We start from the raw sequence: 22350 nt of genomic DNA, 5'->3' as shown, positions 1-22350 counted from the left end.
AGGACGAGGATGTCTGAGGATTTCAGGGTGCTGATCGTGGATGACGACTTCCACGTCGCCAAGCTCCACGCCGCCTATGTTGATTCGGTGGCGGGGTTCCTGGCGCTGCCCCCGGCGGGTTCGGCGTCGCTGGCGCTGCAGTCCATCCATAGCCTGCGCCCGGACCTGGTGCTGCTGGACGTGTACCTGCCGGACGCCTCGGGCCTTGACCTCCTGCATCAGCTGGACGTGGACACGATGATTCTCAGTGCGGCGTCGGACGCCGCATCGCTGCGGACGGCGTTCCGGCGCGGCGCCCTCGGGTACTTGCTCAAGCCCTTCACGGCCGAATCCCTGTCGCAGCAACTCCGCTCCTATGCCCGGTACCGGCGGATCCTCGGCCAGCCCGGTTCCCTGGACCAGGACACCGTGGAGCGGGCGAAGCGGGCGCTCATTCCGGGTGACGTCTCGCCGTCGGCCAAGCCGAGATCCGCGACGGAGGCGGCGGTGCTCGAATCGCTGGTGCCCGGCGAGCAGTACTCGGCGGCCGACGTCGCCCAGCGGGTGGGCGTGTCCCGGGCCACCGCGCAGCGGTACCTGTCCTCGCTCGCGGACGACGGGGCCGTCGAGATCCAGCTCCGCTACGGCACAACCGGCCGGCCCGAACACCGTTACGGCCTCACGGCTTCATAGAGCGAACGTACAGTTGAGGCCCCTGACCCGGCGGGTTCGCGGGCCTCAACTGTACGTTCGCGCTCTGCTGCTATCGCTGTGCCGGTCTAGCCTCAATCGGCCACGGCTGAGGCGGACAACCGCCGACTCCCAGTGAACCACCAAGAGACAGTCACTGATCGTCGGTCGCTCAACCCGTAGCCCACGTGCTTAAGCCGCTTCAGGCTGTTCGGGCGTGCCGGGGTCAAGGCCAGTGGGCATGGTCCGGTCATCGAGTATGGCTTGGATCTGAGGTGGCCAGTGTGGTGGTTCCCAAGCGGGTTGTTCGCTGGGGTAATGGCGTCCGGCGGGTGAGGTCCACCCCGGTGGGTCGTTGGCGCTGGCGGCAGTGGGTGTCCAGGCCGAGTTGTGTTTGAGCCGGTGATGTTTAGGACATGGTTGGCCGAGATTGCTGATCCCGGTGGGCCCGCCGCGGGCCCATGCAAGGAGGTGGTCGGCCTCGTTGTCCAGGGAGTGGTTGTTGCAAGCCGGGAACGTGCATCTGGCGTCCCTGAGCCGCAGCCATTGGCGCATCGGCTTCGGGATGCGGTAGCTGGTCCGTCCGATCTCCAACGGTGCGCCGTCGTGGGGGTCGATGAGCACCCTGCGGAACGACTGGGCCCCATCGGCGACGAGTGCACGGGCCATGGAGGGCGGGATCGGCCCGTAGCCGTCAAGCATGGCCGGTTCCTCGGTCAGCCCGAGCAGTGAAAGAGCCGGAACCGTGACCAGGACCTGCGCCACGGGTGAGGGTACGCCGCCGGCGCCCTCCGGGCCCTGCGCTACCCCGTCGGTTATTTCGGTCTGCGATGTCCCGTCAGTGGTGGCGGCCGGTGACTGTTCAAGGCCTGCGGTGAGGAGCCAGGTCGAGGCGACGTCGGCGCGGAGCTGGGTGAGGGTCCTGGATTCGGCCGGTCCTTGCATGGCCCGGGCGGCGGCGGTGGTGCGCTCCCAGATCCCGGCGGCCTGGGCCGCGGGCAGATAGGCCGAGAGCCAGGCCATCCCGTCCCGGTCCGGGGCGTATTCCACCCGCCGGTCCGCCGCGGAGCGGGCGTGGCGGGTTTCGATGCCGACCGGATGGTGCCGTTCCCGCCAGGTCCGGACCTTCGCACGGAACCGGCACGGGACGAGCTCCCCGGCCGGGCAACCCCGCGCAGGGTCCGGCGCGTCCGGATCCAGGAAATGCGCCTCCAACGCCGCGGCACCGGCCGGATCGAGGTTCGCGCTTTCGTCGACCATGATCCGGGCGTGCTGCCACGACATGGCCCCTGCCTGTAGCGCGGACAGCGTCAGCGGCCGGGCGCTGGTCAGTTCAAGGGCGTCGAACAGCAGGGCGCCGGCGGCGCGTTCGCTGATGGTCAGCACGCACGCGATCTCCGAGGTCACGGCCATCCCCCTGACGGTGCGGTCCTGCGGGGACTCGGCCGGCGACGCCATGGCCTCCTCAGCACCGGCATACCCGGCGACGAGCTGCACCTTCAAAGCCGCCATCCGGGCCTCCATCCGGGCCAGCTCAGCCAGCGCGTCCAGGCACGCATCCGCCTGCTCCCGCAACAGATCACCCCCGTCCGACGCCGGGCTATCTGATCCTTGGAACGCAAGGCCGCCCGTCCCGCGGCGGACAAAAGCAGCCAGCACCGGAGTGGAGGCGTCGATCGCCGCCATCGTCTCGACAGCTGCACTGCTTTCCATACCCGCAGCCTTTCACGGGCCACTGACAATTAAACGGGCGCTGGCCTGCGGGAAATCAGGCTTAAAACCGAATTGGCAGCTAATGCCCGCAAACCTCGTGGATGCGGGGCGTCAGCTGCCAATTCACGCTTGGGTGGGGACGTTCTAGCTGGCACTCTTCTGTGCGACGAGCTCGATCTCCACGAGCATTTCAGGGTCCAGGAACGGCAGCACGTGGACCAGCGACAGCGTGGGACGGATCTCGCCGAAAACCTCGCCGTGCGCACGGCCGGCGTCCTCCCACTTGCTGATGTCCGTCAGGTACAGCTTCGACTGCACGACGTCGGCGAGCGCGAATCCGGCGTCGGCCAGGACGGTCTCCAGCTTCTGCAGGATGAACTGGGTCTGCTCATAGAAGTCACTGCCGACGATGCCGTTCTCGCCGCTGGCCGAGGTGGCCGAGATGTAGAGCGTGTTGTCCACCTGGACCGCGCGGGAGTAGCCGAGCTTCTGTTCCCAGACCGAGCCGGTGCCGAACGTCTTGCGCATGCTGCGCCTTTCACTAGGGGTTTAAAAACTCGGCTCCACTCTAGGCGGGGTGGACGTCGAGCCTGAAAACCAGCAGCTTTATGTCGGTGCCGGGCACATACCAGTCGCGCTCCGGTACCCGTCGGAAGCCTGTTTTCCGGTACAGCCCGTGGGCGCTCTCCCAGTTCCCGCCGGTGGTCAGTGCGACGGCACGTATCCCGTCCAGCGATTTGGCGTGCGCAATAATCGCTTCCACCATGGCCTGGCCGGCGCCGCTGCGCTGCACGGCCGGATCCACCACCAGCATGCGGAACTCAAGCTCGTCGTCCAGCGCGATATCGGCATACTTCTCGCCGGCCAGCGCCAGCGTCACCGAACCGACGATCGCGCCGGCGCGCTCTGCCACCCAGATGGTGGCACGGCCTGCGCGGGTAGCCACGTCCTGGATCTGCTTCATGTACGGGTGGTCCGCGTTCTCGAAGTATCCCGCCGCCAGATAGGCGTCCCTGGTGATGCGGGCGATGGCCGCATAGTCGGCTGGGGTTGCGGGACGGACGGTGATCTGCGGCTGCACCCGTCAATGGTAGTGCCGGCAGACCGATGCGCCCCGCGAAACAGCTGTTTCCGTGACTGATCTATCAGGTATGCGTGACAGATGCGGGATGCCTCTGCTTTGTCACAACCGCGTATGTGAAGCGCGTGTGACCTACAGCGGGAACTTGCCGGATATCTCGAGCGTGCCCGCGCATGTCCAGGCTGACAGCCGTTCCTCGGCGGAGGGCCCTCCTTCAAGCGGGCTGGTGAGCCGGGGGCGCCGCACCCAGCAGCCGGCTTCCTCGGCCACCAGGGCGCCAGCGGCGAAGTCGTGCTCGTTCAGGCCCCGCTCGCCGAAGGCATCATGCGTTCCGTCGGCAACCATGCAGAGGTCCAGGGCGGCCGAACCGAGCCGGCGCACGTCGGCAAAGCCGTCCATGAAGCCGCCCAGTGCCGCCGCCTGCTCGGCACGCACCTCGGGGTCGTAGCTGAATCCGGTGGCCAGGATCTGGCCGGCCCGTCCCGGGACCGGACCGGTGAGCTGCACCCGCTTCCCGTCCTGCTCCAGCCACGCGCCGTGGCCCCTCGATGCGTAGTACACGCGCCCCAGCGCGGGGGCGTGCACGACGCCGGCCAGCCACACGCCGTCGGAATCGGCAACAGCCACTGAGGTGGCGTAGTAGACGATATTGCGGATGAAGTTGGTGGTCCCGTCGAGCGGATCAATGGACCACCGCAGCCCGGTCGGTTTCTCGGGGCGTGTTGTCCCGTGCTCCTCGCCGGTGATCACGTCGTCCGGCCGCGCACTGCGGATGGCGGTGCGCACGGCTTCTTCGGCGGCCACATCGAAGGCGGTAACCCAGTCGCCGGCTTCGCCCTTGTTGGTCACAGTCCCCGAGTCCAGGGCGCCGTTGCTGCGTTCGCCAAGGACACCGGCACCAGCAGCCGCGGCGGCCTTGGCCACGGCGAGGAGCCCGGTCACGTTCAAGGTGTTTGCGGTATCCGGTGTCACTCGGAATCCTCCCCGTCGGCGGGGAGTCGCGTTGCCTCAGTATGCTCAGCCGAGGTTTCAGCTCCAGCGCCATCCTCGTCAGCCCTGGCGGGCCCGTTGGCCAGCAACTCCCGGAACCCGTCCTCGTCCAGCACAGGCACGCCCAGTTGCTCGGCCTTGTCCCGCTTGGTGCCGGCGTTGTCCCCGGCCACCAGGTAGCTGGTCTTCTTCGACACCGACCCTGCCGCCTTGCCGCCGCGGACCAGGATGGCTTCCTTGGCCTCGTCGCGGCTGAAGCCTTCCAGGGTTCCGGTGACCACAACGGTCAGCCCCTCGAGCGTGCGCGGAGTGGACTCGTCCCGTTCGTCCTTCATCCGGACTCCGGCTGCCGCCCAGCGGTCGATGATTTCGACATGCCAGTCCTCGGCAAACCACTCCTTGAGCGCGGCGGCGATGGTGGGGCCAACGCCGTCCACACTCGCGAGCTCCTCCTCGGATGCCTGCCGGATGGCGTCCATGGTGCCGAAGTGGTTGGCCAGGGCGCGCGACGCCCGGGGGCCGACGTGCCGGATGGAGAGCGCCACCAGGACGCGCCACAGCGGCTGCGTCTTGGCCTTTTCGAGTTCGCTGAAGAGCTTTCCGGTGGTGGCCGTCGGCTTGGACGGCGTCTTGGCCGTGCCCTTGCTGTAGAAGTAGGGCACCAGCTCGAACTCGCCGGTGGAAACGCCTTTGGACCGCTTCTCGCGCCGGATCTTCACCGGTTCAAGGTCCTCCGGTGTCAGGTCAAAAAGGGCCGCTTCGCTGACCAGCGGCGGGACCTCAGGCTCCGTCGGCTGGGTCAGCGCGATCGCAGCCTCCCAGCCGAGGGCTTCGATGTCGAACGCTCCCCTGCTTGCAACGTGGAACACGCGCTCACGCAGCTGCGACGGGCAGGACTTGGCGTTGGGGCAGCGGATGTCCACGTCGCCTTCCTTCCCGGGAGCCAGCGGCGTGCCGCAGGACGGGCATTCCGTGGGCATGACGAAGTCACGCACCGGCGGGTCCTGCTGGTCCCGGAGCGCCAGGACCGGGCCAACGATCTCCGGGATGACGTCCCCGGCCTTCCGGAGCACCACAATGTCGCCGATCTTGACGCCCTTGGCCTTGACTACGTCCTGGTTGTGCAGCGTCGCCATTCCCACGGTGGAGCCCGCCACCTTGACCGGTTCCATGATCCCGAAGGGCGTGACCCGGCCGGTGCGCCCGACGTTCACGGCGATGTCCAGGAGCTTGGTGTGCACTTCCTCGGGCGGGTACTTGTAGGCGACGGCCCAGCGCGGAACCCGCGTGGTGTAGCCCAGGGCACGCTGGGTGGCGAAGTCGTCAATCTTAACCACGATGCCGTCGATCTCGTGGAGCAGGCTGTGCCGCTTGTCCCCGTATTTCTCGATGAAATCCAGCACCTCCGCCGGGCTGCCGAGGACCTCGAAGTACGGGCTGACCGGCAGTCCCCACTCTGCCAGGAGCCGGTAGGTCTCCGACTGGCTGGCGGCCTGGAGGCCCTCGCGGGCGCCGATCCCGTGCACGAACATCTGGAGCGGGCGCTTGGCAGTCTCTGCCGGGTCTTTCTGGCGGAGCGATCCGGCCGCGGCATTTCGCGGGTTGGCCAGCGGAGCCTTGCCCGCCTCAATCAGCGCCTCATTGAATTCGGCAAACGCCTTGGACGGAATAAACACCTCACCGCGGATTTCCACTTCTGCAGGAAAACCGCTGCCGCTGAGCTGCTGCGGGATCTCCTTGATGGTGAGCACGTTGTGGGTGATGTCCTCGCCGGTGGTGCCGTCGCCGCGGGTGGCGGCCCGGACCAGCTTGCCGTCCCGGTAGAGCAGGTTCACGGCGAGGCCGTCGATTTTCAGCTCGGTCAGCCAGGCGGCCTCCGGGTTCCCGGACTTGGCGACCCCTGCCTCCGCCTTGGCGATCCAGGCCTGCAGTTCCTCGAGGGAGAACACGTCCTCAAGGCTGTACATGCGCTGGAGGTGTTCGACGGCGGCAAACGCCGCGGACACTTCCCCGCCGACCTCCTGGGTGGGCGAATCGTTGGAAACGAGCTCCGGATGCAGCGCCTCGAGTTCCTCCAGCCGGCGAAAGAGCGTGTCGAACTCGGCATCGGAAACGAGCGGCTCGTCCTCCTGGTAGTACGCGAACCGGTACTTCCGGACGAGGTCCGCCAGGTTCTCGTACTCATCCCGTACCGACTCAGAGGGAATGGCCTCCGGCTCAAGCTGGTCAGTTCCGGTGGCTGCGCTGTCTGTGGGGCCTGATGGTGTGCTCACAGACCTATCTTGCCTTACAGCCCGGACATTTTGCCGAGGCGGCAGGCCTCCCGTACCGGGGATGCCGGGCGATCCCGGGGATCACGGGAATGTCGGGTGCCGGTCAGAACCGCCGCCGGCGAATGCCCCTACCAGTGACCGGGGCGGTTCCGGCTCCACAGGGCGAAGGCCAGCCCGCCCAGACCCACCAGGAGGACGCCGCCCATGACGGCGAACAGGCCGAAAATGCCGAGGCCGGACTCCTTGTCCGCAACTACGACGGCGGCGGCTTGGCTGGCGGCGGGGGTGGCGATCGGTTTGGTCCAGCTGGACTCGGCAGAAAACACGGACGACGACGGGTCCGGGCTGGCGGAGGCGGTGGTCACCGGCCGTGTTGCAGCGGGGACCGCGGCCACAATCCCGTTATTCGCTGCCGGAACGACGGCGGGAGCGGCGGCCGGTATGACCGGTGCAGGAGCCATGCGGGTCTCGGGCGCCACCGGCCGCACCGGCGCCGCAGGCGCCGCAGGCGCTACTGGTCGCACCGGCTGTGCAGGAGCCGGAGCCGGCGAAGGTGCCGGCGCTTTCTGGGCCGGCGGCGGCGCCGGCGCGGAGGCGGTTGGCGTCGTGGGCGGCGCCGGGGAACCGGACGACGGCGGAGCGACAGGCGTGGGTGACTCCGAACACGGCCCCTCCGGCAGGCAGGCCGCCTGCGCAGCTCCGGCGGCGCCGGTCACAACCGTGAAGGCCAGCATGGCAGCGGCAGTTCCGGGCACGAGCGCGCCGCGCAGAAGAGGAAGACGGATCATGGAGTACCTTTGCAGCCGCGCGGGACCCTCCCGCGCCGAGTCTTGTCCCGGGTATCTTCCTACAGTCCCGCCCGGCGCGCCAAATTGACTACTGTCGGTTTTCCGGCGGCAGCGCGATCTGGAGCTTGCGCACCTTGCCCCGCCCGACGATGTAGCCGCGGCCCGGAATGAAGCCGGCGCCGACCCGTCCGAGTGACGTATTGAGGAGGTTGTCGCCGTCGATGTCGCCCGGGTTGATCAGCAGCCCCCTCCTGCCCGACTTGAACGGCTGCGCGAGCGACCAGGCCGATGACCAGGTGGACGTTTCGGATTCCCCGACCACCCACTGGTCGGCCTTGATGGACGCCGCCACGAGCCTTCCGATGCCGGACTCGGCCAGGGTGTCCGTAAACTCCGTGAGCCCCTCGATGAAGATGGCCACCTTGCCCGGATTGGCCGAGGCGTGGTCCGTGAGCGCTTCCACCGCCTCCTCGACGTCGTCGGCTCCCACCAGCGAGCGATCCCAGACCGGCAGGGACGCCACGGCGGACTTCCTGGCGGCAAGGTAAACCAGTTCGGTGCCGGGGTTGGACCGGCGCAGCGCGTAGGCCATGGTCACCAGGGCCACGGTCCGGCCGGAGCCGGGTGGGCCGGCGAGCAGCAGCGGGCCCTTGGCCATGAGTGTGGCGGGCTGCAGCGTTTCGTCGTCCACGCCGACCACGGGCAGATCCGGCAGCCCGGCAGGCAGGATGTCCAGGTCGATCTGCTCGGGCAGCCGCTCGATGCGCGGAGCCCTTTCCACACCCTGGCGGAGCATAGCCTCGCTGAGCTTGTGGACTTCGCGCGCCTGCAGCGCCAAGTTGGAGTTGCCGCCCAGGACGGCGAGCTGCACCTCGTGGCCGCCCAGCAGCCCCCGGCCCGGAGGCGAGGCCTGGCCCAGGACGTCCTTTGGCACGTCCATGGTCAGGTAGTCGTCCTCGGCGGACAGCCGGAGTACCAGCCTTCGCTGGATGGAGGCAAGCAACGACGCCGGGACGGAGTTGGGGCGGTCGCCGGTAACAACGAGGTGGATGCCCAGGGGACGGCCGTCGGTCGCCAGCTGCAGGAAGAGGTCCCAGAGGCCGGAGAGCTTGCTGTACTCATAGGCCTCACGGAAGGCCGACATGCCGTCGACCAGCACGAAGATGCGCTTTTCATCCGGCAGGCCGGCAAGCTTGCGGTACTCCCCGATGGTGGAGGCGCGGACCTCGGCGAAACGGGCTGCCCGGTCCTCGGCGAGGTCGCTGAGCCAGCGCAGCAGCCTGCCCACGCGTTCCACGTCGTCGCCGTTGATGATCCCGCCCACGTGCGGAAGTTCTTCGAGCATTTTGAGCCCGGCGGAGCCGCAGTCGATTCCATAGACGTGGACGGGGCCCCCGCGCGGGGTGACGGCAGCGGCGATGGCGATGCCCCGCAGGGCCGCGGACTTGCCTGAGCCGCCCGTGCCGTAGATGGCCATGTTGCCGTCTCTGTCCGGTTCGTAGAAGACGGTGGGCTGGTCCTGGCGGGCGGGGTCGTCCGCAACGCCCAGCAGGAGCCGTTCATCGGTGCGTGGGTTGGGCAGCAGCGAGAAGTCGTAGGTGGTGGCCAGTTCGTTCAGCCACGGCTTCCGCGGCGGTTCGATGGCCAGCAGGTCCGCCGCGGCGATGACGTTGGCGGTCATCCTTGCGATGTCGTTGGGCCCGGCCGGTTCGTCCTGCACCGCAGTGTCGGGGGCCGGCGTTTCCCAGGCAGGACCGGACCCGAAGGCCATTTCCACGATGTCGATCTGCGGACCCTGCGGGCGTTCGGTGGTCCAGCCGCCGGCGTAGCCGGTCTGGAAACCCTGGATGCGGCCCGGACCGGTCTTCGCCGCGGCGCGGCCCGGGATGGAGGGGTCGAAGTACGCGGCGTCCGGCACGCCCAGGATGTCCGTGGCGTCGTCCTCGTCGGCCATCCGCAGCGCCACCCGAAGGTTCGTGTTGGCGCGCAGGCTTTCCTTGATGACGCCGGCGGGGCGCTGGGTGGCGAGGATCAGGTGCAGCCCGAGGGACCGGCCGCGGGCGGCGACGTCGACGACGCCGTCCACGAACTCGGGCACCTCGGTGGCCAGGGCAGCGAATTCGTCCACCACGATCACCAGGTAGGGCGGGGCCTCGGGATCCGCCTCGCGCTGGAGCGAGAGCAAGTCCTTGGCCTTTTTCCTGTTGAGCAGGTGTTCCCTGTAGTGGAGCTCAGCCCGCAGGGACGTCAGGGCGCGGCGCACCAGGTGCGGCGAGAGGTCGGTGACCAGGCCCACGGTGTGCGGCAGGTGGACGCAGTCAGCAAACGCGGCGCCGCCCTTGTAGTCCACGAACAGGAAGCTGACGCGGTCCGGGCTGTACGCAGTAGCCATGCCCATCACCCACGACTGCAGGAACTCGGACTTGCCGGCGCCGGTGGTGCCGCCCACCAGCGCGTGCGGCCCCTCGTTCTTGAGGTCGAGGTGGAGAGGTTCCACGCCCTTGGAACCCACAAGGGCACGCAGCGAGCCGTTGTCCTTGCGGTTGGCGACGGCGGTGGAGCGGACGGAGTTGTTCTCCTGCCAGCGTTCGGCCACGGCCTGCGGATTTTCCAGGAAGTCCTTGCCGATAAGAGTCGCATAAGACACGGCGCGGGGCAGGTTCGAGTCGTCCTCCACCGGTTTACCGGCGTCGACCACGGGCGAGAGCATGCGGGCCAGCTGGCCTGCCAGTTCGGCGTCGAGGCTTTCACAGCTCACGGGGTAGGTGTGGCGTCCCAGCCGGACCTGGCCGGTGGTGTTGCCGTGCTCGCCGTCCACGGCCATGAAGTCACGGCAGGCGGCCGGAAGGGATTCAACTCCGGCAGCCACCCACAGGACGTGGACACCGGTGTCGGGTCCGCGCTCCACGAGCCGGGTCAGCCGGCCGCGGTCCACCGGCGCGTCGTCCTCGACGATTACCAGCACGGACGGCAGCACCGGCGGCGGAACATCCGCGGTTTCATCGGGGATGCCCGGCCGGTGCGCGGGACCCTGCGACCGCAGGGCGGCCTCCCGGAGTTCCACGAGGTCCTCGAGCCGGGACAGCAGGCTGGTGCCGCCTGCCGAGCCGGCAGCAAGGTGGTCGCCGCTGACCGGGCTGTGGCTCGAGCCGACGTGCGGCAGCCACTGCAGCCAGTTCCAGCGTTCCCGGGACCGGGCCGAGGTGATGGCGGCAACCGCTACTTCCGCCGGGGAATGCAGGCCCACGAGCTGGAGCACCACTCCCCGCGCCACGTCATCCACGAGTCCGCGCGGCCCGGCGAGGCCGAACGAGCCGGCGGTCCGCAGCTGTGAAACCACCGGCACGCCCTCGATCAGCCGGAACTGGTCCAGGCAGCCCTCAATTTCGCGCCGGTACTCTGTCTCGGTTTCCGCGGAATTCGGCTCTTCGAACGGAATCCTGGACGGCACTGTGCCGAGCCCGAACCGGAGCGTCAGGAACCCGGAGTGCTCCGGCCGGTGGGTCCAGAGCAGCGGACCCAGTTTGTAGATGGAGCCGACGGTGTCACTGACGGACGGCGCCTCCTGGAGCCGGACGGCCCGCTCAACGCGCTGCAGCTCGGTGGTGTCCTGCCGGAAGGCGGCCATGGCCGCCCGGAACTGCTTCAGCTGTTCCTTGCGCTCGCGCTGGCTTTGCAGCTTCTGGTCCACGTAGTGGCCCACAATGAACAGCGGCATCATCAGCATGAACAGTATTGACACCAGGCTCTGGGTCACCGCGAACAGCACCGCGCCCATCATCAGCGGGGCGATCAGCATGATGTAGGGGAAGGGATGGTGGTCCTGCCGCTTGGGTCCGGCCGGGGGCACGCGCTTGGCCGGGGCGAACCGGGGGATCACCCGCGGGGAGCGGTTGAAGTCCACCAGGGGCGACGTCGGAGCTGCCGCGCCGCTGCGCGCCAGCGGCACCACGGTGAGCTCGGTGTCTCCCAGCGTCACGGTGTCCGAGGAGTTCAGCGTGGCACGGGTGACCGGCAGTCCGTCCATCTGGAGGCCGTTGGCGGAGTTCGTGTCGACGATTTCGATGCTCTCCCCCACTGTGATGCGGGCGTGCCGCTTCGACGTCAGGGGGTCGGTGAGCCGGACGTCCACGCCCCGGTCCCGTCCGATGTAGCTGGTGCCGGAGGGCAGGGAAAATTCCCGTCCGACGTCGGGCCCGGAGACTATGCGCAGCGTCGCCGCGGCGGGGCCGCGGTCTGCGGCCGGGCCGGCGTCGTTCGGGTTCCCGAACTGGTCGCTGACCTGGGTGAGCGAAACGACCGACCCGGGCCGCAGCCCCGACTCGAGGAGGTTGTCCGCCCGGTCCAGGACGATGCCGCGCATGCCGCCGGCAACGAATGCCTCGTCGATCCGGAGCGAGAGGTTCGGCGGAGCAGGCTGCTGGCGTCGGGCGGGGTCGGCCGTCCACAGCTCGGTGGCGATGTCCGCGACGGTGGCGCGGCCGTCCACGGTGACGGCCAGGTCCTTGGCCTCGGCGGGGTCCCGGCGCAGGGTCAGTCGGATCCTCATGCTTCGCTGTCCCCGCGCATCTTTTCCAGGAGGTGAAGGTCACTGGCGGTGACCAGGTGCGAGGTGACTGCATGCTCGACGAGGCGTGCCCGGCGGTTGGTGGCCAGCTTCCCGCCGCCTCCCCGGAGGCCCCCCACTCCGGCACGGTCCAGTTTGTCGCACACGTTGTCGAGCTTCCGGTTGAACCGGGTGAGGGCCCAGCCCAGGGTCCGGGCCGCCTCCGCGGAGGAGGGAATGGCGCTGAATCCGGTGCCTTCGCGCCGGAGCATGGGTTCGGCAAGCGCCACGATGAGGGCTTTCTGCGAGTCCGTGAAGACCACCGGGCCGATGGTGGTGTCACCGCCGCTGGTTTCGCTGCTGGTTTCTTGCCGGAACGACGGCGTTTTCAGGTGGACGGCGAATTCATAGGTAGTGGGTCCGGCCGTGAAGATGATGCTGGTGTGGCTGAAGACGAGCGGCAGCCGGGCGCCGGGCGAGAGCCAGGCCTGCATGCCGCCGGATCCGTCGGCCACCGTGGCGGAGAGGCGGCTGCCCACATTGCTGAGCCACCAGATGCCGTCATACCTGGCGATCTGTAGGAAGCGTCGGTGCAGGTAAGGGTTGTCGTCCACTTCCAGGTCGCCCTCGCGGCCGATGCTGAAGATGTCCTCATCGGTCGGCTCGTACCACTCGCCGCAGAAATCTATGGCCAGATCTCCCATGTTTCCCTGTCTTGTCGTCGGTGCTGTTTGTTGCTGGGGAGCTGTTGACGCCTTACGCGTCTCCCGCTGCCGGGTGTTAAAGCTGCCGGGCTACAGGCAGGCGATGGAATCCTCGCCCGCCGGTGATGCGGTTCCGTCGCTGCGGACAAGGATCACCTGGAGGCAGGTGGGTTCCGCCGGATTCGCGGTGACCTCCACCCGGGTTGCCGACGTCGACAGATAGCTTCCGCCGCCTTTGACCGTTTTGATCCGCCATTTGTAGATGTCCCCCGGCTTCGGCCGCGGGTTGGTCCAGGTGAAGCGGACCTTTCCCTGGGCGCCTGCGCTGCCCGCCAGCTTGGCGACGTCGGGCACGGACCCGTCGTCGATGGCGTCGGCGGGCGGCTTGCTGACCGTTTCGGTGGGCCGGGCCTGCGGCTGCGGCGCAGCCGATGCCACCACAATGCCCACGATGACCGCCAGCACCAGGAGCGTTCCGCCGGAGATGGCGAGCCACAGGTTGCGCTTCCCATGATCGGCCGGCTGGTCCCCCGCCTGGCCGGCTGCATCGTCCTCCGCAGCCTTGGGCTGGTTCCTTCGCAGGACCGTGGCACCTGCCCAGTCGTCCGCAGGCGTAACCACCCCCGAAGGCTCCCGGGCCGGCGCGGTACCCGCCGTCGAAAAGGTGGCTTGGGGCGCCAAGCGGACCGGCCCAGGCGTTGGTGCAGCAGGCCCCGGCGGGGTGCCCGGGGCAGCACCTCCCCCGTCCAGCGGCTTGGTGCGGGCCGGGAACGTCGGGGCGCTTCCGGTCCGGTCCGGGTCGATGGAGGCGACATTGCGGACGCGCGTCTCCTCGACGCCGTCGTCCAGGTCCACGTCCTCCTGATGGCGTTCCTCGAGCACCTCGAACGGCGTAACGGACAGGTTGAGCTCGGCCTGGATCCGCTGCAGCGCAAGGGCGAAAGCGTGAGCCGACGAATAGCGTGAGGCCGGCGACTTGGCCATTGCCGTGGCCAGGGCCAGTTCAAGGGATTCCGGCACGTCGGCGCGGCCCAGTCGCGGGACGGGCATGCTGGTGATGCGCGAAATGAGCTCGCGCTGGGAGTTGTCGGCCCCTGGCAGCACGAAGGGCGACCGTCCGGCAAGCAGTGTGTACAGCGTGGCGCCGAGGGCCCATACGTCCACCATCACGCCGTCGACGTTGCCGTCGCGGAACTGTTCCGGCGGGGACCACGGGATGGACATCCCCGCATCCTCATCAACGTCGCCGGCCAGCGTGCCGGAGATGCCGAAGTCGGTGAGTGCCGGGCGGTTGTAGTCCGTGACCAGGATGTTGGCAGGCTTGATGTCCCGGTGGGCAATGCCGGCCCGGTGCGCTGTCTCGACGGCGGAGGCCACCTGGATGCCGACGGCCAGGACCTCGTCGACGCTGAAGCGCTGCCGGCGGTACCGGACGTCCAGGCTGGGCCGCGAGCAGTACTCCATGGCGAGGTACGAATGCCCGTCCCCAGTCACCTCGGCCTCGAAGATGGTGACGATGAAGGGGTGCGAGGACAGCTGGGCCATCAGGTTGGCCTCGGACTCAAACCGGCGCCGCGCGCCCTCCGTCTTGAGGCCGGACAGCAGCACTTTAACCGCAACCTTGCGGCGCGGCCGGTCCTGCTCGTAGAGGTAGACGTCAGAGAAGCCACCCGAGCCGAGCAGGCTCACATAGCTGAAACCGGGGATGCGGGGCGGTGGGGCCGCCGGCCGCTTGGAACTCACAGGATCTCCTCAAAGCGCAAGGAAACATCATCACCGAGTTCTGCGATGTCGCCGTCCAAGACAATGGCCATTTCATTCTGGGCAAGGCGCCGCGGCGGCTGCCCTTCACGGGCCAGCACGGTGCCGTTGGTAGCTTTCAGGTCACACAGCATCACGTGCCAGCCCTCCAGCCGGACCTCCACGTGCGACCTCGAAATGTCGCCGCCGGGGCTGGCCACCTGGACCAGCCGGGGCATGGTGCCGCCCTGAACCCGCGACACGGACGGCTGCCGCCCGATCACAATGGATTCGTCCAGGTCGATCAGCTCTCCCGTGGACAGCCGCAGGCGGCCGAGCCTTGGGCGCGGCACCTGCACGGCCACGTCCGGCAACTGCATCCCGCAGGTGAAGCATTGGCCGCTCGTGGGAGGGTTCGCATGGCCGCCGGGGCACACCCGGGCGAGCACGAGTGGGCCGTTGCCTGCCACCCCGCTCTGCCCGGGTTCTGTGCCCTGGCCAGCTTCCGGTCCCTGTCCTGCCTGCTGCGCTCCGGAGGCGGGGAGATCGCTCTTGAGGATGGTCTGACCGTCGTGGTCCCCTTCCGCCGCCTCACGGGAGGCGGGCATGGAGATGAACGACGGCGGGACCTGGGGGCCGGCGAACGGCGACGACGGGACGTCGGACGCTGAGAATGAGGGCGGGACCTGGGGCCCGGCGAACGACGGCGGGACCTCCGGTGCTGAGAACGACGGCGGGACCTCCGGTGCTGAGAACGGCGGCGGCGCCTCCGGTCCCGGGGCACGATCTCCTCTGGTCGCCCACGGCACCGAGTCGATCAGTCCTGCCTGTGAAGGGGCTGACGGGGGCGCCGGGGCCGCTGCTGCACGGGCAATGACTGGCTGGCGGGCTTCCGGAGATTCGGCGTCCTGATCCTTTGTTTCCTGGTCTGCTGTCTCCTGGTCCACCGTCTCCGGAACTGGCGCCTGCTGAGCCCCTGTTTCCTGATCTGCTGTCTCCTGGTCCACCGTCTCCGGAACTGCCATGTCCGGAACCGCCGTCTCCCCGGTGGACGGAGTGCCGCCGTCGTCCTCCTCGCCGGTCCGCACGGCAGCGTCCTCAATGCTACGCACCACGGTCTTGTCCCAAAGATGGTCGTACGAGCTGGTGAATTCGGAGGCAGAACCGGTGAGCTCGGCGGGCTCGTGCTCATCCCCCTTGGGCCGGCGCCTCGTTCGCAGGCACGGCAGCCTCCGGTTCCTCCGCCTCGACGGAAGCATCCTCGGTGAGGCCCACCATGGTCTCAGCCGACACTTCAGAGTAGGCGGCCTCAGCCTCCGGCTCGGCGGAAAGGGCGGCGGCAGTCTGCGTGCCGGCAGTATGGGTGCCGGCAGGCAGGGCACCGTCCGGCAGGGCACCGAATGATCCGGCAAGACTGACCCGCAGTGACTGCAGGAGGACGGCCCCTTCCACTACAGGCAGCTCTGACAGCCGGGATGCCGCCCCTGCCGGCGCCGAAACGCTGAACCACTCGGGGGCGTCCAGCCACCGCTCGGTCCAGGTGGTGACGTTCCGGCCGTCGAGGTTCACGGGACCCGACGGAAGCTGGACCGTCAGGTCGATGTCGCCGCGCAGGAATACCCGCAGCGAGTCGCTGAAACCGATGATCCCGAACCACGGGCTGGCGGACAGCGGTGCACCGAACCCTCCCGTCACGGCGTGCAAAACCTCGGCTGCATCCGGGCTTTTTTCCAGCAAATCCCACACGGTGCTGACCAGCGGGGCCGGAGTGGCGGGGTCGAGGATCACCGCAGTTCTCGAGCGGATGAGGCCTACCCATCCGCCGGGGACATAGCTAGCTGCGGCCATTGACAGCGTCCTCGCTTCCGGCACGCGGCAGCGTGTCCTCCTCTTCCGCGTCGGCGGCAGTCCGGGGTGCGGTCGTGGCCACACCGGCATCGTTGAGCACGTTCCTGGCATCGACGACGATCACCGTGATGTTGTCCCGGCCTCCGCGCCGCAATGCTGCCTGGATCAAGGCGTCCACCGCCTCCTGCGGGTCCTCGACGGTGCTGAGGACGTCCAGCATCTGTCCGTCCGTCAGTTCCCCGTTGAGCCCGTCGGAGCACACCATCACCCGGTCGCCTTCCTCTATGGGCAGGAGCCAGTAGTCGGCCTCGGTCTCGGCACCCGCGCCCAGCGCGCGCGTCACGACGTGCCGGCGGGGATGCACTGCAGCCTCCTCGGCGGTGATCTCGCCGCTCTCGACGAGCTCCTGGACCTCGGAGTGGTCCACACTGACTTGGCTGAGCCGGCCCTGGTTCAGCCGGTATGTCCGGGAATCCCCGATGTTCATGACCAGCCAGTAGGGAACACCCATCTGTTCCACCACCACCACACCGCTGAGCGTGGTTCCTGCCCGCGAGCCGGTGGCGGAACGGATCGATTCGTCGGCAATGGCCAGGTACTGCTGCACCACTCCCGCGGTGGCTGTCCGTTCCCCCGTGGCCAGCTGTGGCAGCTGTGCCAGTGCCCGCACGCACATGCCGCTGGCCACCTCGCCGGCTTCATGGCCGCCCATGCCGTCTGCGACGGCGAACACAGGATCGGAGGCAATGTAGGAGTCCTCATTGAGCTCGCGGCGAAGGCCACGGTCCGTTCCGTAGCCATAGCTCAGCTTGAGGCCGGGCTCGCTGCCGGTCCCTGAGGTTCCGGCCGCCTGCTGTGAATTCATGCGTGTCCTACGTTGAAGGTGCGGTCCCCGAAGTGAACTGTGGTTCCGGGGCTGACAAATGCGGGTACGCCCGGCTGCAACGCCGTGCGCATGCCGTCGGGTGTGGTGACGGCGCTGCCGTTGGTCGAGTGGCGGTCGGTTATCCAGACGCCGGCGCCGTCCGTGAGCAGGTGGAGGTGGGTCTTGGAAATGGTCCTGCCCGGGTCCGGGACCGGCAACAACTGGGCCTGCGATTCTCCAGCAGCGGGGGCAGGGTTCCGGCCGATCAGGACGGTCCGCTCCAGGCGGAAGTCGCGGCCGTCGTCGAGCCTTATTCTCAGCACCGCCTCGGGGGCGTCCTGGCGCGCCCCGGCGCGCACCTGGGTGCGGTCCATGGCGTCATCCGGGTGAACGGCGTTGACTGGATGACCGGTGGCGTCCGGGGCTGCAAGCGGTGCCGGCTCGACGGTGGTGTTGGAAGCAACCGGGGTGCGGGAGGCAACCGGGGAGGCCACCTGCTGCACCGGGGGCAGGTCCAGGGGCGCGAAACTGTACGGGCCTTCAATGCCGCCGGTAGCCACGGGGTTGCGGCCCCGAACGACGTCGAACACGAGGGTTTTGGCCGCGCGGTCATGCCATCCGCGGAGCCTGCCATTCCGGTCCCAGGCGCTGGAGAGCACCACCACCACAGCCCACGCCGTCCCAAGGAGCAGCAACGGCCCCAGGATGAGCAGGGCGGCGTCGAACCACCTGAAGACAGCCACCAGAACTGCGGCAAGGACGGCCAGCAGGATGCCGGCTCCGGTCACGATGCCCCGCAGGAACACAGCACCGAGGCCAGGGGCGTAACCGTCCTTGTCAGCACTGCGGATGCCCATGAACTGGTTGCCGATGGTGTTGCCGGAACGGCCCTCGACACTTGCGACGGCGAACGCGTAGACCAGCGCCAGTCCGGCGCCGACGCCCGCCAGGATGGCCAGCAGGCTTGTGTCGTAGATGATGAGCCCGGCGCTCCGCGTGCTGGTGATGCCAGCGAACCCAAAGGACAGCAGGACCGTCAGGATGGCCACCGGGGCCAGCCAGTCGAGGACGGCGGCGCCGAGACGCTTGCCCGGCGCCGCTGGAACCAGCGTGAGCGTGCCTGACATATCCGTTCCTTCCCCCAGCCCTACCGGGATGCTACCGGGAATCCGAGCCGCTTGCCTCCCGCCCAGGTCGGGCGGGACTCCCGGATTGCGCGTGGCTCCCCGATCGAGCCGGGGTCCCCGGTTAGGCAGGGGCGTCCCGCACGCACCGCAAAAGCTAGCCCCGGCGCGGACAGGCTGCCCGCAGCGCGGGCACGGCCCGCTTCCCCCGGCGGCTACAGGTCCCCCGGCAGCCGCAGGTCCCCCACCGATGACAGGCGAACCGTTCACCGCCGGAACCCCCGCGCGGCCAGGGCGGTGCGGGCCTCGGCCAGCAGCGACCGGGGCGAGAACCGCGCCCGCTGGCGCCGCCAGAAGCCGACCGTCCCGGTCATCTCCTTGAGCGAGCCATCCACCACGTTCCAATACTCCCGGACCTCATCCTCACTCGGCTGGCCCGCCCCGAAAATGGAGGCGTCAGCCCGGTGCGCCAGCACGGTGGTGGTGGCGCCGGTGGCGGGGAACGCCTCGGCAACTACCGCCGCGGTTTCCCGCCTGGTTGCACGGCTGTCCACGGCGGCGCCCATGTCCGTTGCCAGGCTGAGGACCTCGTTCCAGCCGCCGCCGACGCGCTGGGCCGGATTGCCGCCGGTAAAGCGGGCCTTCCGGCGCCGGGACTTCAGCAGGGCGATGAGCAGCAGCGGCAGGGCGAGGATGCCTATGGGAATCATGGCGATGCCGATGGCCGTGAGGATGGGACCCCACAGAAGCCAGGGATTGTTCTTCTTCTCGTCGGCGTCGAGCGCGTCGGGAGAGGAGTCCGGCGGCAGGTCGGCGGGTTCCTGCGGCGGTGGCGGCGGCTGCAGGACCTGGGGCTTTGGCTTGGACTTGTTTTCCGGGTCGGGCGGGATGGGAATGTTGTCCTTGGGCGGTGTGGGGTCGAAGGCCACCCAGCCCACCCGGTCGAACGCCACCTCCACCCAGGCGTGGACGTCCTTGCCCATGATCTTGATTTCGCCGGCTCCGTTCTCCGGGCTCTTAGGATCGGGGTAGAACCCCATGACCACGCGCGAGGGAATGCCCAGGTGCCGCAGCATCAGGGACATCGCCACGGCATACTGCTCATCGTCGCCCAGCATCTGCTTGGCGGTCAGCAGGTCGCGGATGCGCCCCGCACCGTGCCCGGAGACGCTGGGAAGCTGCCCGTCGGCAATGAGCCCGTTGCTGAAGGCCCCCTTCTTCTGGAAATGGGCCTCGATCTGCCGGACCTGGTCCACAGCGGTGGGGGCGTCTGCGGCCAGGTCGATGGCCTGGGCGCCCACCACCGGCGGCACGTCGCTGGTGTCAGGCAGGCTGATCCTGGCGAAATCGTATTGCGTCAGCTGCCCGTGCTCCAGCTTCACCGGGTCCGACACCTGGACAGTGTAGGAGTCACCCTGGGACAGGCCCTGGGTGGTCACCGCGGTGTCGGTTCCGGAGTTGAAGTACAGCCCTGAAGCAGCGCCGGACGAGCCCTGGCCGAAGCTGAGTCCGGTGGTCTTCCGACCGCCAGGAACGAAGTAGCCCTGGTAGTCATCTATGGTGATGGCCAGGCTGTAGTCATTCGTCGGGACCGTGTCCGTGGAGTCGGCAAGCGTGTTGATCGATTTCGCATCACCGACCTTGCTGAAGCTGCCGGAGCCGTTCGGATCCATCGTGTAGTTGGTGCCGTTGAAGGAATCGAGTGCCCCGAGCCGGACCCGGGCGTCCTTCGGCAGTCCCTTGACCGTGAACAGGGCGTCGTCCTTCTTGTCCTTGACGAAGTTTCGGAAGCTCGCCAGCGGCGTAACGTAGTCCTTGGGATCAAAGGGTGGAACGACGACGTTGCGGAGGACGCGCCGCTCGTCACCGGCGGCGATGAGCGGCGACACGGCCGCGGTAATTCCCACCGTTGCCGCCAGGACCGCGGCTCCAGCCGCCAGGCGGCGCATGCGTGCCTTCCCGGCGGTGCCGGCGTCGTACTGGGGAGGGTTCACCGAGACCTTGCGGGTGTCGCGCTGGCGCAGGGCTTCCCGCCGGAAAGTAGCCCAGGCGATACCCACCACCGTCAGCGCGATGCCCCTTTGCACGGTCAGGAACCCGGCGTTGGTGCTGAAGGCGATGCCCGTGACAAACAGGACGAGGACCGGCAGCAGCGGCCAGTAAGGGCTCCGGATCCGCCAGGTCAGGACACCGGCCGCCACGGCCGTGATGAGTGAGCTCAGGAACGGAACGATCAGCACCCCGCCAGCGGTGCCCACGGGCACTCCGACGGTCAGCATGTCCTTCCACGAGAAGACGACGCCGAGCAACAGCGTCCGCAGGGATTCCAGGCTGGGGAGGAATCCCGCCAGCGCGGCATCAGGAACGGCGAGGACTGTCCCCAGCACTAGGTAACCGCCAAAGGCCGCAGCCGTGGTGATCACCAGCCCCAGCCGGAAATGGGCGTTGCAGGCAGCGATGGCCAGGCCCAGGATAGTCCCGCCAAAACCGGCAATCAGATAATACGGGTCGCCGCCGAAGCTGAGGCTGAACCCGAGGACACCCAGCCCGAGCAGAACGGTGAGGGCAGCGCAGTCGAGCACAAAATGCCACAGCGGCCGGCCGTCGGCGAAGGCGGACTGAACGGCCGGCGTGACCGGGAGGCCGGTCCGGTTTGAACGGCGGGGGCGGAGACCTGTGGCCTCACTCATGCTGCAGCCTTTCGCAGGACGGAGGGAAGGTCGGAGAGGTCACCCACGGTGAGGACTGTGAGGTCGCCGATGTTGGCGCGGGCAGGGTCGGCGCCCAGGTCGACGAGCACAGCGAGGCTTCGGACGCCGGGGGGCACCGAGGCGGCGGCCGAGCGCAGCTGGGTGGGCGTCACCTGGCTGCCCACCACGAAGAAAACCACGGAGGCGTTGGGTACCGTGTCGGCAAGCGTGCGGGCTAGGTCGACGGCGGTCTTCCGCAGCGGGGTGCCGACGACCCGGGTCATGTCGTCCAGCATGTTGCGGCCGGTCTCGCAGCGCAGCGGACCCGTCTGGGTCAGGACGTCCAGCTCGCGCTGCTCGCGGATGGCCTGGCGTCCGATCGACGCGGCTGCCGAGATAGCCAGCTCGAACTCCTCTTCCGAGGCGTATTCGTCGGTATTGATGGACAGCGAAATGGCCAGGTGGGCGCGGCGGGTTTCCTCGAACTGGCGGACCATGAGCTTGTTGGTCCGGGCCGTGGTTTTCCAGTGGATGTGCCGCCGGTCGTCCCCCGGGACGTAGTCGCGCAGGGCGTGGAAGGAAACATCAGCGCTGGACAACTCCGTGGTGGGCATGCCTTCCAGGTCGCGGATGAACCCCGCGGCGGAACCGGCCAGAGCCACGGTCCGGGGATGCACGTACAAGTCCTGCGGTTCCGTCCAGAGCACCTGCCGGCGGAGCAGGTGCAGCGGATCCGCACGGACCGAACGCACAGGGCCCACCACGATGACGGCCCTGCGCGCCGTCGGGATGGTGAAAAGATCCTCGTGCACCTGTTGCGGCTTCATCCGCGGGAGGTGGAAGACGGCGGTGGCTGCCCCGACGGGCAGTTCGAGGTCAGCCGGCAGGAGCGGCCGGGCGGACGTGTTGGACACCGCAATGCTTCCCACGGCGCTGTCCCCCACCGCCACCCTGGTCCGCGCGAGGTCAAGCAGGACCCCATAGGAGGACCTGCCCAGGATGAAGCCACCGGCGATGACGAAGAGAACCATCGCCGCAATGGCGGCAGCCTTGGCCTCCTGCCAGCCGTAGGCGTTCCCGGCCGCCCACAGGAGAATTGCACCGGCCAGCACGGACCAGCCCAGGACGCTGACCACGGACAGGACAGGCCGGACGCGGCGGGCCCACACGCCGTCGGCCATCCGCCAGGCGGGGCCCAGCGCGAGCCGCGCGATGCTGCTGACCTCGGACCACACCCTGGCCGGGCGGATTTGGTGCTGCACCTTGGGCAGCTGCAGCCCGGGCCGCCGCACGCCAGACAGCCGCACCCTAAAGCGCTG

General features: G+C 68.5%; 16 protein-coding genes. 1 reads left to right on the top strand and 15 read right to left on the bottom strand.

What is annotated here, in order from left to right; genetic code table 11:
- The first annotated feature begins 9 nt into the window (after nt 1–9).
- On the top strand, nt 10–672 hold the full coding sequence (locus tag QFZ33_RS08385; RefSeq protein WP_307026526.1) for a response regulator: 663 nt from the start codon (nt 10–12) through the stop codon (nt 670–672).
- 189 nt (nt 673–861) lie between these two features.
- On the opposite strand, the gene QFZ33_RS08380 is transcribed toward QFZ33_RS08385, so the two are convergent.
- The 15 genes from QFZ33_RS08380 to QFZ33_RS08310 form a co-directional block, all read right to left on the bottom strand.
- Nucleotides 862–2382, bottom strand: a complete 1521-nt coding sequence (locus tag QFZ33_RS08380; RefSeq protein ID WP_307026524.1) for an HNH endonuclease signature motif containing protein — start codon at nt 2380–2382, stop codon at nt 862–864.
- Between the two features lie 144 nt (nt 2383–2526).
- Nucleotides 2527–2910 carry a RidA family protein gene (locus QFZ33_RS08375; RefSeq protein WP_214850445.1) on the bottom strand — a complete coding sequence of 128 codons (384 nt, stop codon included), beginning with the start codon at nt 2908–2910 and terminating at the stop codon, nt 2527–2529.
- A 40-nt stretch (nt 2911–2950) separates the two neighbouring features.
- Nucleotides 2951–3463, bottom strand: coding sequence for a GNAT family N-acetyltransferase (locus QFZ33_RS08370; RefSeq protein ID WP_307026521.1), 513 nt, complete (start codon nt 3461–3463; stop codon nt 2951–2953).
- A gap of 132 nt (nt 3464–3595) precedes the next feature.
- Nucleotides 3596–4435: an inositol monophosphatase family protein gene (locus tag QFZ33_RS08365; RefSeq protein ID WP_307026518.1), complete on the bottom strand. Its 840-nt coding sequence runs from the start codon at nt 4433–4435 to the stop codon at nt 3596–3598.
- Complete coding sequence (gene ligA / locus QFZ33_RS08360) at nt 4432–6726, bottom strand: NAD-dependent DNA ligase LigA (RefSeq protein ID WP_307026516.1); 2295 nt, start codon at nt 6724–6726, stop codon at nt 4432–4434. Before ligA ends, QFZ33_RS08365 begins: the two co-directional genes overlap by 4 nt.
- A gap of 128 nt (nt 6727–6854) precedes the next feature.
- Nucleotides 6855–7514 (bottom strand): hypothetical protein, encoded by a 660-nt coding sequence (locus QFZ33_RS08355; RefSeq protein ID WP_307026514.1) that lies wholly within the window; start codon nt 7512–7514, stop codon nt 6855–6857.
- Nucleotides 7515–7602: 88 nt separating this feature from the next.
- Entirely contained in the window at nt 7603–12063 is a 4461-nt protein-coding gene (locus QFZ33_RS08350) for an FtsK/SpoIIIE domain-containing protein (protein ID WP_307026512.1), read from the bottom strand.
- Entirely contained in the window at nt 12060–12764 is a 705-nt protein-coding gene (locus tag QFZ33_RS08345; protein WP_307026511.1) for a hypothetical protein, read from the bottom strand. Before QFZ33_RS08345 ends, QFZ33_RS08350 begins: the two co-directional genes overlap by 4 nt.
- A gap of 90 nt (nt 12765–12854) precedes the next feature.
- Nucleotides 12855–14507, bottom strand: a complete 1653-nt coding sequence (locus QFZ33_RS08340; protein WP_307026508.1) for a serine/threonine-protein kinase — start codon at nt 14505–14507, stop codon at nt 12855–12857.
- Complete coding sequence (locus QFZ33_RS08335; protein WP_307026506.1) at nt 14504–15619, bottom strand: FHA domain-containing protein; 1116 nt, start codon at nt 15617–15619, stop codon at nt 14504–14506. The genes QFZ33_RS08340 and QFZ33_RS08335 overlap by 4 nt, the downstream gene beginning before the upstream one ends.
- Nucleotides 15620–15692: 73 nt before the next feature.
- On the bottom strand, nt 15693–16352 hold the full coding sequence (locus QFZ33_RS08330; RefSeq protein WP_307026504.1) for a hypothetical protein: 660 nt from the start codon (nt 16350–16352) through the stop codon (nt 15693–15695).
- Nucleotides 16339–17217, bottom strand: coding sequence for a PP2C family protein-serine/threonine phosphatase (locus tag QFZ33_RS08325; protein WP_307026502.1), 879 nt, complete (start codon nt 17215–17217; stop codon nt 16339–16341). Before QFZ33_RS08325 ends, QFZ33_RS08330 begins: the two co-directional genes overlap by 14 nt.
- Nucleotides 17214–18593 (bottom strand): RDD family protein, encoded by a 1380-nt coding sequence (locus tag QFZ33_RS08320; RefSeq protein WP_307031721.1) that lies wholly within the window; start codon nt 18591–18593, stop codon nt 17214–17216. Before QFZ33_RS08320 ends, QFZ33_RS08325 begins: the two co-directional genes overlap by 4 nt.
- 14 nt (nt 18594–18607) lie before the next feature.
- A complete protein-coding gene (locus tag QFZ33_RS08315) occupies nt 18608–21031 on the bottom strand; it encodes a transglutaminase family protein (RefSeq protein WP_307026500.1) in 2424 nt (807 codons plus the stop codon).
- Nucleotides 21028–22332 (bottom strand): DUF58 domain-containing protein, encoded by a 1305-nt coding sequence (locus QFZ33_RS08310; protein WP_373427339.1) that lies wholly within the window; start codon nt 22330–22332, stop codon nt 21028–21030. The genes QFZ33_RS08315 and QFZ33_RS08310 overlap by 4 nt, the downstream gene beginning before the upstream one ends.
- Nucleotides 22333–22350: the final 18 nt, after the last annotated feature.

Source organism: Arthrobacter globiformis (genome assembly GCF_030815865.1).
In the GTDB taxonomy this organism is placed as follows: Bacteria; Actinomycetota; Actinomycetes; order Actinomycetales; family Micrococcaceae; genus Arthrobacter; species Arthrobacter globiformis_B.
Note: the sequence above shows the minus strand (reverse complement) of the source record. Positions and strands in the feature narration are given on the sequence as shown.